This window comes from uncultured Sphingomonas sp. (assembly GCF_964237335.1).
In the GTDB taxonomy this organism is placed as follows: Bacteria; Pseudomonadota; Alphaproteobacteria; order Sphingomonadales; family Sphingomonadaceae; genus Sphingomonas.
In genome coordinates this window covers 35,212-51,306 of sequence record NZ_CAXSHM010000007.1, presented here as the reverse complement: position 1 = coordinate 51,306, position 16,095 = coordinate 35,212, and the positions used below count along the sequence as shown (strand labels likewise).

The 16,095-nt window shown below is 67.7% G+C and carries 12 protein-coding genes and 1 tRNA gene; 2 read left to right on the top strand and 11 right to left on the bottom strand.

Annotated elements, in window-relative coordinates:
* Positions 1-413: 413 nt before the first annotated feature.
* Positions 414-1,610 (top strand): DUF418 domain-containing protein, encoded by a 1,197-nt coding sequence (locus tag ACFE65_RS05575; protein WP_375381359.1) that lies wholly within the window; start codon positions 414-416, stop codon positions 1,608-1,610.
* Between the two features lie 53 nt (positions 1,611-1,663).
* Here the strand turns inward: ACFE65_RS05575 and ACFE65_RS05570 are convergent.
* A tRNA-Arg gene (locus ACFE65_RS05570) sits at positions 1,664-1,740 on the bottom strand.
* 83 nt (positions 1,741-1,823) lie between these two features.
* On the opposite strand from ACFE65_RS05570, the gene ACFE65_RS05565 reads away from it, so the two are divergent.
* On the top strand, positions 1,824-2,324 hold the full coding sequence (locus tag ACFE65_RS05565; protein ID WP_375381358.1) for a hypothetical protein: 501 nt from the start codon (positions 1,824-1,826) through the stop codon (positions 2,322-2,324).
* A 16-nt stretch (positions 2,325-2,340) separates the two neighbouring features.
* Here the strand turns inward: ACFE65_RS05565 and hemB are convergent, their stop codons facing one another.
* The 10 genes from hemB to ACFE65_RS05515 form a co-directional block, all read right to left on the bottom strand.
* Positions 2,341-3,330 carry a porphobilinogen synthase gene (hemB, locus tag ACFE65_RS05560; protein WP_375381357.1) on the bottom strand — a complete coding sequence of 330 codons (990 nt, stop codon included), beginning with the start codon at positions 3,328-3,330 and terminating at the stop codon, positions 2,341-2,343.
* A 43-nt stretch (positions 3,331-3,373) separates the two neighbouring features.
* Positions 3,374-4,828, bottom strand: a complete 1,455-nt coding sequence (locus tag ACFE65_RS05555) for an MATE family efflux transporter (RefSeq protein WP_375381356.1) — start codon at positions 4,826-4,828, stop codon at positions 3,374-3,376.
* A gap of 133 nt (positions 4,829-4,961) precedes the next feature.
* Positions 4,962-7,811: a valine--tRNA ligase gene (locus ACFE65_RS05550; RefSeq protein ID WP_375381355.1), complete on the bottom strand. Its 2,850-nt coding sequence runs from the start codon at positions 7,809-7,811 to the stop codon at positions 4,962-4,964.
* Between the two features lie 128 nt (positions 7,812-7,939).
* Complete coding sequence (gene fabZ / locus ACFE65_RS05545; RefSeq protein WP_375381354.1) at positions 7,940-8,443, bottom strand: 3-hydroxyacyl-ACP dehydratase FabZ; 504 nt, start codon at positions 8,441-8,443, stop codon at positions 7,940-7,942.
* Positions 8,440-9,099: an OmpH family outer membrane protein gene (locus tag ACFE65_RS05540; RefSeq protein ID WP_375381353.1), complete on the bottom strand. Its 660-nt coding sequence runs from the start codon at positions 9,097-9,099 to the stop codon at positions 8,440-8,442. Before ACFE65_RS05540 ends, fabZ begins: the two co-directional genes overlap by 4 nt.
* Positions 9,099-11,972 (bottom strand): outer membrane protein assembly factor BamA, encoded by a 2,874-nt coding sequence (gene bamA, locus ACFE65_RS05535; protein WP_375381352.1) that lies wholly within the window; start codon positions 11,970-11,972, stop codon positions 9,099-9,101. The genes ACFE65_RS05540 and bamA overlap by 1 nt, the downstream gene beginning before the upstream one ends.
* A 73-nt stretch (positions 11,973-12,045) precedes the next feature.
* A complete protein-coding gene (rseP, locus tag ACFE65_RS05530; RefSeq protein ID WP_375381351.1) occupies positions 12,046-13,191 on the bottom strand; it encodes an RIP metalloprotease RseP in 1,146 nt (381 codons plus the stop codon).
* On the bottom strand, positions 13,188-14,384 hold the full coding sequence (locus ACFE65_RS05525) for a 1-deoxy-D-xylulose-5-phosphate reductoisomerase (protein WP_375381350.1): 1,197 nt from the start codon (positions 14,382-14,384) through the stop codon (positions 13,188-13,190). Before ACFE65_RS05525 ends, rseP begins: the two co-directional genes overlap by 4 nt.
* A gap of 24 nt (positions 14,385-14,408) precedes the next feature.
* A complete protein-coding gene (locus ACFE65_RS05520) occupies positions 14,409-15,266 on the bottom strand; it encodes a phosphatidate cytidylyltransferase (protein ID WP_375381349.1) in 858 nt (285 codons plus the stop codon).
* Entirely contained in the window at positions 15,263-16,000 is a 738-nt protein-coding gene (locus ACFE65_RS05515) for an isoprenyl transferase (protein WP_375381348.1), read from the bottom strand. Before ACFE65_RS05515 ends, ACFE65_RS05520 begins: the two co-directional genes overlap by 4 nt.
* Between the last annotated feature and the right edge of the window lie 95 nt (positions 16,001-16,095).

The window sequence follows — 16,095 nt, the reverse complement described above, 5'->3', positions numbered from 1 at the left end:
AGGCCTGCGCCATCATCCGGTGATGACGAACGTGTCAAATATCCGGTATCCTACTTTAGTCGCTCTCGCGAAGACGCGGAACGTAGCGTAATCATGCGCCGCGCCCAGCACCCTGTACATCATCGCATCGTACCGCTAGTGGATGCCCGCCAAGTTCCCGGGCAGGCCGCGCGTCTCAAGAATGCCGATCTTCATCGTCATGCCTGATATTTGCCGTTGAGCAAAGCGGCACGAGCTGTCGTGACTTACGAGCGATGACAATCGCCGCAAATCGACAAGCTACTGATTAGCCGCGGTTAGTACAGCCAATGACCTCCCGGAGTCCAGATCATTGAGGCTCCGACCGGTGCGCGCCCGTTTCGTTGCGGCCAGATAAGACGCGTGTTACTTGCGGAACAGCGAAAGGGGATGCTGTGACCGGCAATCGATTCGTCTTGCTCGATGCGATCCGTGGACTTGGCGTCCTAGGCATCCTGCTCTGCAACATCCCGGACTTCGCGGCTGCGCCGCCGACCGCCGAGTCGCTGCCGCTGTGGCCTTATGGCCACTCGCCCGCCAGCACGGCGGTGTGGCTGGTCACCCAGGTGTTCTTCCGCGAAAAGTTCGTCACCCTGTTCTCGATGCTGTTTGGGGCGTCTATATTTCTTGTTGGTGGCGAGCGTAGTAACCGGCAGCGCGGGCCGATCGTGGTGAGGCGGCTAATATGGCTGCTGGTGTTCGGCCTCGTCCATGGCTTCGTGATCTGGCACGGCGACATCCTGCTGGACTATGCCATCGCCGGGCTGGCGGTGATGTGGTGCCGGTCCTGGGCTCCGCAACGGTTGTTGACCGTGGGCATCTGTCTCTTTGTCGTCTGGATCGCTTTCGGGTTCACGATGGCGCTTGCCTTCCTGACCCGACCGGTAGCGGCGATCCATGCCGGCGACGCGGGGGACGTCGCGGCGGCGGCGAGCGCCGCGCGGGACTTCTCGGGCAGCTTCCTTCAGTCGCTCCACGCCAACGTTGTCGCGCGATCCATCGGCCCGGGTGAGGTCATCAACATCATCTGGGGCGGCGCGCTGATGCTCATCGGCCTGGGGCTGTTCAAGCTCGGCGTCTTCACGAGCAGCGCCGCGCGCTCCGTCTACTTCACCCTCCTCGCAGCGGGCGCCACGAGCCTCATGCTGATGATGATGGCGGCGACGGTCCTGATCCTGATGAACGGGTCGCCCGCCGCCCTGTTCTGGTTCGGCGGCATCCAGTACATGTTCTCGCCGTTCATCTCGCTTGGCTATGTCAGCATGCTGACGTTCGCGTTCCGGTCGAGGCGCTGGGCGGCGCTGCCGCGCATGCTGGCGCCCGTCGGGCAGATGGCGTTCACCAACTATCTTACCCAGTCGCTGATGATGACGGCGCTGTTCTACGGCGGCCGCGGCCCGGACCTGTTCGGACGGTTCGACAGGCCGGCGCTGGCGGCGATCGTCGTCGCGGTCTGGGTACTTCAGATCCTTTGGTCGCGTGCGTGGCTGCAACACTTCGAGTCGGGACCGTTCGAGTGGGTCTGGCGCCGGCTCTATCGCGGGTCGACTCGGCAGAGGGCCATGCCCGCCGCCGACGTCGTGCCGGCATGACGCCGTCCGCCTCTCGGCCAGCGGGTAGAGTTTGCACTCATGCGGTAAACCAATGGTGCGCCCGGAACGATTCGAACGTCCGACCCTCAGATTCGTAGTCTGATGCTCTATCCAGCTGAGCTACGGGCGCGCTTTGGAGGGGTGCCTTTAGAAGCGGCTTTCGCGGGATGCAAGGGCGTTGCGCGAGTTGGTGCGCCGTCCTAGCGATGCCGCATGACGTACCGGATGGCCCCCGCCCTGATGCTGTTGTTCGCCGCCGGCTGTTCGGCCGGCGGGCGCGGATATCCGTCGCTCGCGGTGCGCCCCGCGGAGGCGCGTGGCTGGGCCGAACCGGCGACGCCGCCGCCCGCGGCCGTCGTGGCCGATCCCGCGCTCGACGCGCAGATCGCCACCGCAACGACGGCGCTGGCGGGCAACGGACGCGACTTCGATGCGGCGGCCAGGCGGGCGGCGCCGCTGGTCGGCGCTGCGCGCGGCCAGGCGGCGGGCAGCGAGCGGTGGATCGCAGCGCAGAGCGCGCTGGCCGAGCTCGACGCGCAACGCGCCGCCGCCAGCGACACCGCGACCACGATCGAGGACCTTGCCGGCAGCCGCGCGCAGACGGGGTTGATCGACTATCCGGCGCTCGAGGCCGCGCGGGGGCAGGCGACGGCTCTTCTCGACCGCGAGGCGGCGCGGATCAAGGCGTTGCAGGCGACGATCCCGGCAGGCTGAGCGTGCCTCGCCGGTGTCAGGCGCCCATCAGCCGCGCGGCATGGGCGGCGTAATAGGTCAACACGCCCGAGCATCCAGCGCGCTTGAACGCCATCAGCGTCTCCATCGACATCGCATCGCGATCCGCGGCGCCGGCCGCGACCGCCGCCTCGATCATCGCATACTCACCCGACACCTGATAAGCAAAGACAGGCACTTCGAACCGTTCCTTCACGCGGCGCACGATGTCGAGATACGGCAGGCCCGGCTTCACCATCACGCTGTCCGCACCCTCGGCCAGGTCCAGCGCCACCTCGCGCAACGCCTCCTCGGCGTTGGCGGCGTCCATCTGGTACGTCTTCTTGTCGCCCTTCAGCAGCCCGGACGAGCCGACCGCGTCGCGAAACGGGCCGTAGAAGGCCGACGCATATTTGGCGGCATAGGCCATGATCTGGACGTTGTGGTGCCCGCCCGCCTCCAGCGCATCGCGGATCAGGCCGACGCGACCGTCCATCATGTCCGATGGCGCGATGATGTCCGCCCCGGCTGCGGCCTGGACCAGCGATTGCTCCACGAGCACGTCCGCGGTCGCGTCGTTCATCACATAGCCGGCGGCGTCGAGCAGGCCGTCGTGGCCGTGGCTGGTATAGGGATCAAGCGCCACGTCGGTCAGCACGCCCAGGGCAGGCGCGGCATCCTTGATCGTCTTGACCGCGCGGCAGATCAGATTGTCGGGATTGAGCGCCTCGCGCCCGTCGTCGGTACGCAGGGCGCGCGGCGTGTTGGGGAACAGCGCCACGCACGGGATGCCGAGCGCCACCGCATCGCGCGCCCGTTCGGCGATACCGTCCAGCGACCAGCGGCTGACGCCCGGCAGGCTGGCGATCGGTTCCTCCACCTCCTGCCCATCGGTCACGAACAGCGGCCAGATCAGGTCGGCGGGGGTGAGGACCGTCTCGGCATGGAGGCGGCGGCTCCAGTCGCTCGCGCGGGTGCGGCGCAGGCGGATCGCAGGGTAGCGGGACATGGGCGCCGCCATGCGGGATGGCGCTGCGCCGCGCAAGCGAGGCTCAACTGATGGCGTGATCCATGCCCGCCGGCTCCTCGCCCGCCGCCAAGTGCCCGCGCGCCTGATGGCCTTGGCGCACGCCGGCCATCGTCAACGATCGCCAGCCGCCGTAGCGATAATAGGCCCAGGCCATCGCGCAGCTCGCCGTCGAGCCGAGCGGGAAGCTCCACCACAGCGCGTCGGCCCCGATCACCGGCCGCATCGCCAGCGCGAAGCCGATCCTGACGGGGTACATCGCGATCACCAGTATCGCGAGCGGCGCCAGCACCGCGCCGTTGGCGCGCACGGTGGAAAAGAACACCATCGCCATCCCGAACAGGATGAAGTTCCAGCTCGACAGCAGCTGGATGTGCCGGGCGATGCCGATCGCGGGGCTGGTGCCCGCCAGGAACAACGTCATCACCGGTCGGTCGAACAGCAGGATCAGCGCCACGACCGTGCCGGTGACGGCGACGTTGATCGCGATGCCCGATCCGGTGATCCGGTTGACGCGATCCCACCGCCCGGCGCCGATGTTCTGCGCCGCCATCGCGCTCACCCCCGCACCGATCGCCAGCGCGGGCATCTGCAGATAGGTCCACAGCTGCTGCGACACACCATAGGCCGCTGTCGTCTCCACCCCCAGCCTGTTGACCAGCCCCATCATCGTCAGGCCGGACGTCGACATCACCAGCATCTGCGCACCGATTGGCACGCCCTTGCCGACGATGGTGCGCACCAGTTGGCCATCAGGGAGGAGGTAGCGCCACTCCGCCCCGCGCAGCCGGAGCGGCATGTCGCGGGCGTAGACGAAGAGCGCGAGCGCGATCACCGCCACGTGGTTGGCGATCAGCGTCGCGGTGGCGGAGCCGGCGATGCCCATCTTCGGAAACGGCCCGATCCCGTCGATCAGCAGCGGGTTGAGCCCGCCGTCGATCAGCACCGCCAGTCCCATGAACCACAGCGGCGTCACCGCGTCACCGGCGCCGCGCAGGACCGCCATCATGAGGATCAGCAGCATCGAGGCGGGCAACCCTAAGAAGATGACGCGCAGATAGGCGAGCGCAAGCGGCATCGCGTCGCCCGGCGTCGCCAGCAAGCGCAGGATCTCGGGCGCGAAGAGCCAGCCGAGCGCGCCGATGACGACCGACCCGCCCACCACCAGCGCCACTGCCGACCCGAACGCGCGCCGCGCCGCGTCCAGGTCATGCCGACCGATCGCCTGGCCGACCAGGATCGTCGCGGCGATGCCGAAGCCGAAGACGAGCCCGAACATCAGGAACATGATGATGTTGGCGTTGGACGTCGCCGCCAGCGCACCCTCGCCCAGGAAGCGCCCGACCCAGATCGTGTTGATCGACCCATTGAGCGACTGGAGCACGTTGGCGCCAAGCGTCGGCAGCGCGAACACGATCAGCGTCCGGCCGATCGAGCCGGTGGTGAGATCGCGACCGTTGGTCTTCCCCGGCGGCCTCATGCCATTTCCCTCGACTTGCCGAGCATCCGGCGAAACGGACAAAGCGGGATCCCGGGTCGAGCCCGGTGTGACGGGGAGTGGGACGGACGCACCATCCGCCCTTCATGCGTCAAGATGGGCGGGCAGGACAGCCCTAACCCAGCCGCGCGAGCGCCGCCGTCAGCCGATCCGCCTCCGCCGCCCGCTCGGCATGGTCGGCGCGCGCCTTGTCGACCGCCTCGGGTTTGGCGCGCTCGGCGAAGCTCGGGTTGCCGAGTCGGGCGGCGAGCTGGTCGCGATCCTTCGCGGCAACGGCGATCCCTTTTGCAAGACGCGCGCGCTCCGCGTCGAGGTCGATCACGCCATCGAGCGGCAGCACGAAGGTCGCCTCGTCCACCACCACCTGCGCGGCTCCGCCGGCCGCCGTTCCCTCGACAACGTCCACGCGCGCGAGCCGCGCGAGTGCGGCCGCGTTGCGCTCCAATCGCGCCTGCGTCTCGGGTCCAGCATCGCGCACATGCATCGGCAGCCTGGCCCCCGGCGGCACGTTGAGCCCGGTTCGTGCGGCCCGCACCTCGCTGACCAGCCGGATCAGCCACTCGACCTCGGCCCGCGCCGCCGGATCGATCGCGCGCGCGTCCGCCATAGGCCAGTCGGCGACGATCAGGTCATGCTCTCGCGGCGCCAACGCATGCCACAGCTCCTCCGTGATGAACGGCATGAACGGGTGGAGCACCACCAGCATCTGATCGAGCACCCAGCCGGCGACGGCTTTGGTCTCTTCTTTCTCCCGTTCTCCCTGAGCTTGTCGAAGGGCTGTCCTTTCTTGATCGGCAGAGAAGGACAGGGCTTCGACAGGCTCAGCCTGAGCGGAATATAAGGTATGGCTCTGAAGCAGGGGCTTGATGAGCTCAAGATACCAGTCGCAGAACCGGCTCCACATGAACTGGTAGATCGCGTCCGCCGCGGCATCGAAGCGCAGGTCGGCGAGCGCCAGGTCGACCGCCTGGATCGCGGCGACGCATTCGGCAACGATCCACTTGTTGACCGCGAGCGTGGCCGGCGGCGGCTCCGCGAACGCCGAACCGCCGATGCCGTGCCCTTGGCAGAAGCGCGCGGCGTTCCAGAGCTTGGTCGCGAAGTTGCGATATCCCTCGACCCGCTTCTCATCCATCTTGATGTCGCGGCCCTGGCTTTCCATCGCCGCCATGAAGAACCGCAGCGCGTCGGCGCCGTAGCGGTCGATCAGCCCGAGCGGATCGACGGTATTGCCCTTGGACTTCGACATCTTCGAGCCGTCGGCGGCGCGGACGAGACCGTGAAGATACAAGGTCTTGAAGGGCACATCTCCCAAGAAATGGAGCCCCTGCATCATCATGCGCGCATCCCAGAAGAACAGGATGTCGAACCCGGAGACGAGGATGTCGTTGGGATAGCGGCCGTGGAGTTGCGACCTTCGGTTTACAAAACCGCTGCTCGCTTTTCCCAACCCGTTCGTGTCGAGCGAAGTCGAGACACCTGCTCCAGAGGCGGTGCTCGCGGTTTGTCTCTCGACTTCGCTCGAGACGAACGGAGCATGGGAGTCCGGCCATCCCAGCGTCGCGAACGGCCAGAGCGCGCTGGAGAACCAGGTGTCGAGCACATCCTCGTCCTGTCGAAGCGCCACGCCTGCGCCCGCCTCCGTCTGCGCCGCTGCCTCGTCCTCGGCGACGATGATGCGGCCATCCTCGGCGTACCACGCCGGTATCCGATGCCCCCACCACAGTTGCCGCGACACGCACCACGGCTGAATGTTCTCCATCCAGTTGAAGAACGTCTTCTCCCACGTCTTGGGCACGATGCGGATCGCGCCTGACCGCACCGCCTCGATCGCCGGCTGCGCGAGCGTCTTCGCGTCGACGTACCATTGGTCGGTCAGCCAAGGCTCGATCACCACGCCCGAGCGATCGCCGTACGGGCGCTGGATCGTGCGGGTCTCCACCTTCTCCAACGCGCCGTCGGCATCGAGCAGCGCGACGATCCGCTCGCGCGCCGCGAACCAGTCGAGACCGATCAGCTCGTCCGGCACCAGCCCGTCCGCCGTCTGCGTCACCGCCCCTTGCGCATCGAGCATGTTGAGCATCGCGCGCGCCTCGATCCCGGCGCGAAGACCCACCTCGAAGTCGTTGAAATCGTGTCCCGGCGTGATCTTCACCGCCCCCGATCCCAGCGCCGGATCGGCATGCTCGTCCGCCACGATCGGCACCAACCGTCCGGTGATCGGCAGCCGCACCTGCTTGCCGACCAGCGCCCGGTAACGCTCGTCGTCGGGATGCACGGCCACCGCCATGTCGGCGAGCAACGTCTCGGGCCGCGTCGTCGCGACCGAGATCGCTCCGGACCCGTCCGCCAGCGGATAGCGCAGGTGCCAAAAGCCGCCCTGCTCCTCGCGCGTCTCGACCTCCAGGTCGCTGATCGCCGTGCCGAGGCCCGGGTCCCAGTTCACCAGCCGCTTGTCGCGATACAGCAGGCCCTCGCGGTGCAACTGCACGAACACGCGGCGGACGGCGGCGGAGAAGCCCTCGTCCATCGTGAACCGCTCGTTCCGCCAGTCCATCGAGCAGCCCAGGCGGCGGAGCTGGTTGGTGATCTCGCCGCCGCTTTCGGCCTTCCACTCCCAGACCTTCGCGACGAACTCGTCACGGGTGAAATCGGTGCGCTTCTGTTGCTGGAGCGCCATGCGTCGCTCGACGACCATCTGCGTGGCGATGCCCGCGTGATCGGTGCCGACCACCCAGCGCGCGTCCTTGCCCTGCAGCCGCGCATGGCGGACGAGGATGTCCTGCAGCGTGTTGTCGAGCGCATGGCCGATGTGCAGGGAGCCGGTCACGTTGGGGGGTGGGTTGACGATTGTCCACGGCTCCGCGCCCGGCCGGTCGGGATGGAACAGGCCCTCCCGCTCCCAATGCGCGTACCAGCGCGCCTCTATGGCGGCGGGATCGAAGGTCTTCGGCAGATCGGTCATGGAAGGGCTTTACCGTACAGGGCGAGGCCCTCAACCCCTCGCCTGCCGTCATGCCAGCGAACGCTGGCATCTCCCCGTTTGGGGTCGAACCCGGAACGAGGAGACCCCAGCGTTCGCTGGGGTGACGATCATGCCTTCGGCGGATCGGCGATCATCGCGGTGAAGTTGGCCTCGGCCGCCAGCTGCCCGTCCACCAGCGCGCGGCCGGCGAACTTGCAGACGCTCGATCGCTTCTGCACGAACGCCACCTCCAGCCGCAGCAGCACCCCGGGTTCGACGGGCTTGCGGAACTTGGCGCCGTCGATCGCCATGAAATAGACGAGCTTGCCCGAGCCGGCGAGGCCCAGGCTTTCCACCGCGAGCACGCCGGCTGCCTGCGCCAGCGCCTCCACGATCAGGACGCCCGGCATGATCGGCCGGCCCGGAAAGTGCCCCTGGAAGAAGCCCTCGTTGATCGTCACCGCCTTGATCGCCACGATCGACCGGTCGAGGATCAACTCCTCGACGCGGTCGACCAACAGCATCGGATAACGGTGCGGCAGCGCCGCCATCACGCGCCCGATGTCGAGCGGGCCGCGGTTGACGGCGTCGCCCTCCGCCGGCGTGACGGCGGCCGCTCCGATCTGGCTCACCGGCCCGAAGAACGACGACCGGTTGCGGGAGCGGACGGGGCGGACGCGGGAGCGGACTGGCCGCCACCCTGCTGGCCCGGCTGCCATCCGGCCGGCGGCGTGATGCTGACCGACGGGATCAGCTTGTCGAGCTCGGCGGTCACCGACGAGGTGATGTCGGCGGCGGGCTGCGCGAAGATCGCCGCCTGCGGCGAGAGCAGCAGGCTGACGTTGCGCGCGCGCGACGCGTTCTGCACCGCGTCTGGCAGCTTGGCGCGAAGCTGCTCGATCGCATATTGCTGCGCGCGGGTCACGGGCGCGGTGATCGTGCCGAGTTCCTGATTAGCCGCATTCTCGCGCGCCTGGATCGCCTGCGCCTGCGGCTGGAGGCTGGCATCGGTCGCGCCGGGCGCACGCTGCGCGGTCTGGAACTGGGTGACGAGCGGCTGGATTTCGGCGCTGAGCGCGGTGCGGCGGGCATTCGCCTGATCGATCTGCGCCTTGTACGTCGTCTGGATCTGCGCGCGCGCGGCGGTCCACGCCTTGGTGCCGGCAATCGCGCCGTCCGGATCGGCGACAGCGACGCCGGAAACCTGCGCGACGGCTCCGGTGGCGGCGATCGTGCCGGGCAGCGCGAGCGCGGCGGCGGCGGCGAGGAGGAGCTTGGTCTTGGTCATCAGAATTGGGTTCCTACGTTGAAGGTGATGAGTTTCTTGTCGTCGCCCGGTTGAGCGTGAACCACCTTGGCGAGATCGATGCGGAGCGGCCCGAACGGCGAGTTCCAGTTGACGCCGATGCCGATGGAGATGCGCGGGATCGCGGTGCTGCCATAATAGACTTCCTTGAACGGCGCCGTCGTGTTCGCCGAAGCCGTGTTGGTGACGGTTCCCACGCAGGTGCCCGTCGCATCGGGATAGCCGGTCGGGCAGATCGTCGTCGTGCCGCCATTGGCGATGGCATTGCCGGACGCGTCCGTCGTCGGTACGATGTACACCTGATTGCCGTTGCTGTCCTTGATCGGCGTGATGATCGGCTGGACGATGCCGTTCGCATCGGTCTGGAAGCAGGTTGTCGTCTGCCCTGTCGCGCAAGGTCCGGTCGTCTGCGGCGCGGTCAGCCCGAACAGGCTGCCGAACTGGGCGTAGACGCTGGGCCGCAGTCCAAGCTCACGCGCACCCGCGCCCAGCGGAAGCTCCAGCTCGATCTTGCCGAGGTAATAGGCACGGCCACCCAGCGCATCGTCGGTCACCGAGTTCTTGTCGGTGATGAGCGTCTGGGTGGCGGGAGTGATGCTGCCATCGGCGTTGGTGACGGCATCGGTCGTGTTGTACGTGTACCGCTTCACACGCGGGCCCACGCCGCGGATGTCGAAGCCGCGGAACTGCGGCTCGCCGAGGAAGAAGCGATCGGTGATGCGCACCCGGTCGTTGCCCACCCCACGATCGCCTTCGAGCGACTGGATATACCCCCCCTCCATGGCGGCGGAGAGGATGAAGCCCGACCCGATGTTCTTGAACTTCGACGCTTTGGCGACCGTGCGGATGTACTTCACGTCGCCGCCGAGGCCGGCAAAGTCCTGGCTGAACGAGGCGCTGGTGCCGGCCGTCGGCCGCAAGCGGCTGTTGAGGCTGTCGTAGATCAGCGAGTAGCCGACCGACGAGGTCAGCCGATTGCCGAGCGAGTCGCACAAGTAGCGGCCCGCCACCAGCGGATCGCACGTGTCGTTGGGACCATTGCCACGAATGCCATCGGCGTTGTTGTCAGTATAATAGGTCGCCTTGTCGAGCGTCACCTGGTCGTACGACAAGCCATAGCGGCCCGACAGCGACCAATATTCAGTCAGCGGCACGCCGGCACGGATCTGGAAGCCGGTCGAGTTCTGCTGATAGGTCGTTTGGCGTGTATCGCCGACAGTGTTGAACGAGTTGTAATCGCGCCGGAACAGGTCGACGCCGAGTGCGATGTTCTTGTCGAACAAATAAGGCTCGGTAAAGCCGAGCTCGACCGACTTAGAATAATAGGAGTAATTGACGCCGGCGCGCAGCTCCTCGCCCTTGCCGCGGAAGTTGCGCTGCGTGATGTTGGCCTGGATGATGAACTGTTCGAGGCTCGAATAGCCGACCGACAGCTGCAGCTCGCCCGTCGACTTCTCCTCGACCGGCGCGCTCAGCACCACGCGGTCGGGCGTCGAGCCCGCCGTCTGCTTGATCTCGAACTTGTCCTGGAAATAGCCGAGCGAGTTGATCCGGTCCTGCGAGCGCTTGACCTGGAAGCTGTTGAACGCGTCCCCTTCCGCCAGGCGGATCTCGCGGCGCACTACCTTGTCCTGCGTCTGCGTGTTGCCCGTGATCTCCACCCGCTCGACGTAGGTGCGCTGCGCCTGCGCGATGTGGAAGTTGATCCCCATCGTCAGCGTGTCCTTGTCACGCTGGAACTCGGGGTTCACGTCGGTGAACGCATAGCCGAACAGCCCGGTCGCCTGGTTCAGGCTATCGACCGAATCCTCGACCTGCTTGGCGTTGTACCAGTCGCCCTTCTTCATCGGCAGCGTCGCGGCGAGCTTGGTATTGTCGAAATCGCGGATGTCGCTGTCGACCGTCACGTCGCCGAAGTGATAGCGTTTGCCCTCCTCCACCACGTACGTGATGATGAAGTCCTTCTTGTCGGGCGTCAGCTCGGCGACCGCGCTCGTCACGCGGAAATCGGCGTAGCCGTTGGTCAGGTAGAACTGGCGCAGCTTCTGCTGGTCGTACGCCAGACGATCCTGGTCATAGGTCGTGTTCGACGACAGCAGGCGGAAGAAGCGCGCCTGCTTCGTCGCCATCTGCTCGCGCAGCTTGTCGTCGGAAAAGATCTGGTTGCCGATGATGTTGATCTGACGGACCTTGGACTTCGCGCCCTCCGTCACCTCGAACACCACGTCGACGCGGTTCTGGTCGAGGCTGACCATCTTGGGGCTGACGGTCGCGGCGAAGCGGCCCTGACGGCGGTACAGCTCGATGATGCGTGCGACGTCCTGGCGGACGGCGGTGCGGGTGAAGATCTGCCGCGGCTTGAGCTTCACCTCCTTGGTGATCTTGTCTTCCTTGAGGTTCTTGTTGCCTTCGAAGATCACGCGGTTGACGATCGGGTTCTCGCGCACGCGCAGCACGATGTCGCCCGTCACCGCGCCCGCGATTTGCACGTCGGCAAACAGGTCGCTCGCCTGCAGGTCCTTGATCGCCTGATCGAGCGTTTCGTTGGTGTACGTCTGGCCGATGCGCAGCTTGGTGTAGGACAGCACCGTCTCGGGCTCGATCCGCTGCGAGCCCTCAACCCGCAGCGTCTTCACTGTGCGGACGACAGCGGGCGCTGCGGGAGCAGGAGCAGGCGGGGTCGCGGGAACCGGAGCGTTGGCCGACAGTTGAGATGCAGGGCGGCCATCGGTGGCGGGTCCGGCCGCGGTAGGACCGGACCGCACCTGAGCCTGGCCGGCGACGGGCAGGCCGGACAGGATCGTGCCTGTCAGCAGCGCAGCGGTGGCACGCGCGCCAAGAGTTGAAACCTTCACTGTCACTCAAACACCCCGACCCAAAACGCGATCAAACCGCAACGCCCCGCGCTGTCGCCCTGCCCGAACCCGCTCACCCGATCAACCCGGCCAGGCTTTTACCAACACCCTGCCAAAGCGCCGTCTTGCCGATGTCATTGGCGGTCACCACCAGCATCAGCGCCAGCAACGCGGCGAGCCCGGTGCGGAACGCCCACTCCTGTACCGCCGGGGTGACGGGCCGTCGCCGGATCGCTTCGATCGCGTAGAAGAACAGGTGGCCACCATCGAGCATCGGCACTGGCAGCAGGTTGATGAACCCCAGGTTGATCGAGATGAGCACGATCAGTGACACGAACGCCGCCCAGCCGAGCGTGATCTGCTCGCCAGCCGCGCGCGCCATGCCCACGGGTCCGCTCATGTCCTTGATCGATCGGCGCCCGGTGACGAGCTGGCCGAGCGTATCGACCGTCATCCGCACATAATCCCACGTCCGGCCGACCGCGACGACCGGTGCCTGCAACACGCCGACCCGAACGTGCACCGCCGGCGGCGGCGCGATGCCCAGCAGGCCGCGCTCGTAATGGTTGCCGAAGCGGTCGACCTCCGCCAGCACGCCCAGCGTGGCGTCCACCGATCGCGGCGCGCCGTCGCGGACGAGGTCGATCCTGACCGTCTCGCGCGGGTGGATCACCACATAGTGGAACAGGTCGTCGAACGTCGCCATCGAGCGACCGCCGATCGCGACGATCCGGTCGCCGGCCCGAAGCCCGGCGCTCGCCGCCGCGGTCCGGTGGCCGACGCCGGCGACCACGGGCGGCGTCCGCTCGTCGCCATAGGCGACGACGGCCGCGCTGATGATGAGGATCGCGACCAGGAAGTTCACCGCCGGCCCGGCCAGCACGACCAGCGCGCGCTGCCATACCGCTTTCGCCTGAAATGTGCGCTGCCGCTCGGCGGCGGGCAACGCGAGCCACTCGGCCGAGGGTTGCGACGACGGGTTCATGTCGCCCGCAAACTTGACGTATCCGCCCAGCGGCAGCACCGACAGCTTCCACCGTGTGCCACGCTTGTCGGTCCAGCCGACGATCTCGCGCCCGAACCCGATGGAGAAGACGTCCGCGCCGATCCCGAACCAGCGGCCGACGAGATAATGGCCCATTTCGTGGACGAACACGAGCGGCCCGATCACCAGCGCAAAGGCGACGATCGTCAACAGGATGCCGGGAGTCTCGATCAAGTCACACCTACGACCTGCGTCATCACGCGTCCCGCTCCAGCCTTTACTGCCCCGATCCGCTCCGCGGTCAGCGCCCGCGCCTCGGCATCGACCGCAAGCACCGCATCGAGCGTTTCCGGCGCGGCCGGATCGTAACGTTCCAGCGTATCGGCCACGATTGCGGCGATTTCGAGGAAGCCCATCCGGCCCGCCAGGAACGCCGCCACCGCCACCTCGTTCGCGGCGTTCAGGATCGCCGGCCGCGCGCCGCCCGCCATCAGCGCCTCCCGCGCCAGCGTCAGCGCGGGGAAGCGCACGGGATCGGGCGCCTCGAAGTCCAGCCGTCCGACGGCGACGAGGTCCAGCCGCTCGCCCGGCGTCGCCATCCGCTGCGGCCAGGCGAGCGCCACCGCGATCGGCGTGCGCATGTCGGGCGTACCGAGCTGCGCCAGCACCGACCCGTCGACATATTCCACCATCGAGTGGATCACCGACTGACGGTGGACGAGCACGTCGATCCGCTCGGCCGGGACCGGGAACAGGTGGAACGCCTCGATCAGCTCCAGTCCCTTGTTCATCATCGTGGCGCTGTCGACGCTGATCTTCGCGCCCATCGACCAGTTGGGGTGCGCGATCGCCTGCGCGGGCGTGATGGCGCGCATCTCGTCGGTGCTGCGGTCGCGGAACGGGCCGCCGCTGGCGGTCAGCACGATGCGCGCGACGCCGGCGGGCGCGGTGCGGTCGAGGCATTGGAAGATCGCGCTATGCTCGCTGTCGACCGGCAGCAGTGTCGCGCCATGCGCCGCGATCGCGCGCTTCATGACGTCGCCGGCGGAGACCAGCGCCTCCTTGTTGGCGAGCGCGAGCGTGCCGCCCGCCTCCACCGCGCGCATCGCGGGCTTCAGCCCCGCGCAGCCGACGATCGCGGCGACCGTCACGTCGGCGCCCATCGCCGCCGCCTCGCATACCGCCTCGGCACCGGCCGCCGCCTCGATCCCCGAGCCGGCCAGCAACTCACACAGCGCCGGGAGGCACGTCTCGTCGGCGACGACGGCGCGGCGCGCACCGGTACGCTTTGCCGCCGCGGCGAGCTTGGCGACATCGGCGTTGGCGGTGAGCGCGACGACGCGGAACGCTTCCGGCGAGCGTTCGATCAGGTCGAGCGTTGACGTGCCGATCGATCCCGTCGCGCCGAGGATTGTGACGGTCTTCATCCCGATACCTTCAATCCATTATCTTCAACGATGCCAGCCCGCGGTGAAATGGTAGAGGGTCGGCAGTACCGCCAGCAGTGCGGCCGCCGGCGCGACCGGCACGAGCCCATCGAGGCGATCGAGGACGCCGCCGTGGCCCGGCAGAAGATGCCCCGAGTCCTTCACCCCGGCGCGGCGCTTGATCCAGCTTTCGTACAGGTCGCCGCCCTGCGCCAGCACCGCGAGCGCGGGCGTGGCGATGGTCAGCCGCAGGGGCAGGCCATAGACCTTGTGCATCAGGCCCGCGAAGAGGCTGGCGAGGAGCACGCCGCCGATCAGCCCCGCCCAAGTCTTCTTCGGGCTGACCGCCGGCCACAGCTTGGGCCCGCCGACAAGCCGGCCCGCGGCATAGGCGCCGATGTCGGTCATCCACACCAGCGCCATCGCCCAGATCGCCCAGACGAGCCCCCAGGCCTGGCTCTCGGTGCCGGGCGCATGCTGGCGGCGGATCAGCGTCAGCGCCAGCACCGGCAGCCCGCAATAGAGAACGCCCAGCGCCAGCTCCCGCCCCAGCTTCTCGCGGCGCGTGATGATGACGGTGAAGAACGCCGCGCCCGCCAGCAGGCCGAGCACGAAGAAGTTGCGCGTCTCCAGGATCAGCGACGCCGGCGCCATGATCGCCAGCGGCACGGACAGCGCGAACTGCGCGGTCCGCTTCTGCCGAGCGGTCGCGCCGTGCAGGTCCGCCCATTCCGCCATCATCAGCAGCGAGGCCACGACCGCCAGCAGCCAGAACAACAGCCCACCCGCGACCAGCGCCAGGATGGCTAGGGCCGCCAATCCCACCCCGGTCACGATCCGCGTCGCAAGGTCCGACCGGTTGCGGGGAACGGCCGAGCTCACAGGCCGCCGTACCGGCGCTGTCGCTGCCCAAACGCCGCGACCGCCGCCGCCAGATCGTCGGCGCCGTAATCGGGCCACAGCGTGTCGACGAACAGCAGCTCGGCATAGGCCGCCTGCCACAACAGGAAGTTGGACAGCCGCTGCTCGCCCGAGGTGCGAATCATCAGGTCGAGCGGCGGCAGCTCGCGCGTCTCCAGCTCGGCCTCGATCGCCTCGGCGTCGATCGCCTCGACCGCCATCGCCCCATCGCGCACCCGCTGCGCCAACCGGCGGGCCGCGGTGACGAGCTCGTCCTGCGCGCCATAGTTGAGCGCGATGGCGAGGATCGGTCCGGTGTTCGGCGCGGTACGGGCGAGTGCATCGTCGAGCAGCGCGACCAGATCGGGCGCAAACCGGCTGTAGTCGCCGATGATGCGCAGCCGCACGTCGTCGCGCACCATCTCGGCGAGGTCGCTGCGGATGAACAGCCGCAGCAGGCCCATCAACGCGCCGATCTCGTCCTCCGGCCGGCGCCAGTTCTCGCTGGAAAAGGCGTACAGCGTCAGCGCCTCGATCCCGAGCGACCGCGCCGCCCGCGTCACGCGCCGCACCGCCTCCACACCCGCGCGATGCCCCGCAGCGCGCGGCAGATGCCGCTGCTTGGCCCAGCGGCCGTTGCCGTCCATGATGATGGCGACATGGCGGGGGAGCGACAATTCCGGCTGCCCTGTCGCCAGCAATTGGGCCTCGCTCATCGGCGACACCTTCCGTTCCGCCCATGCTGAGCCTGTCGAAGCACTGCCCTTCTTCCCGCAGAACGGAACGATAGCCTTTCGACACGCTCAGGGTG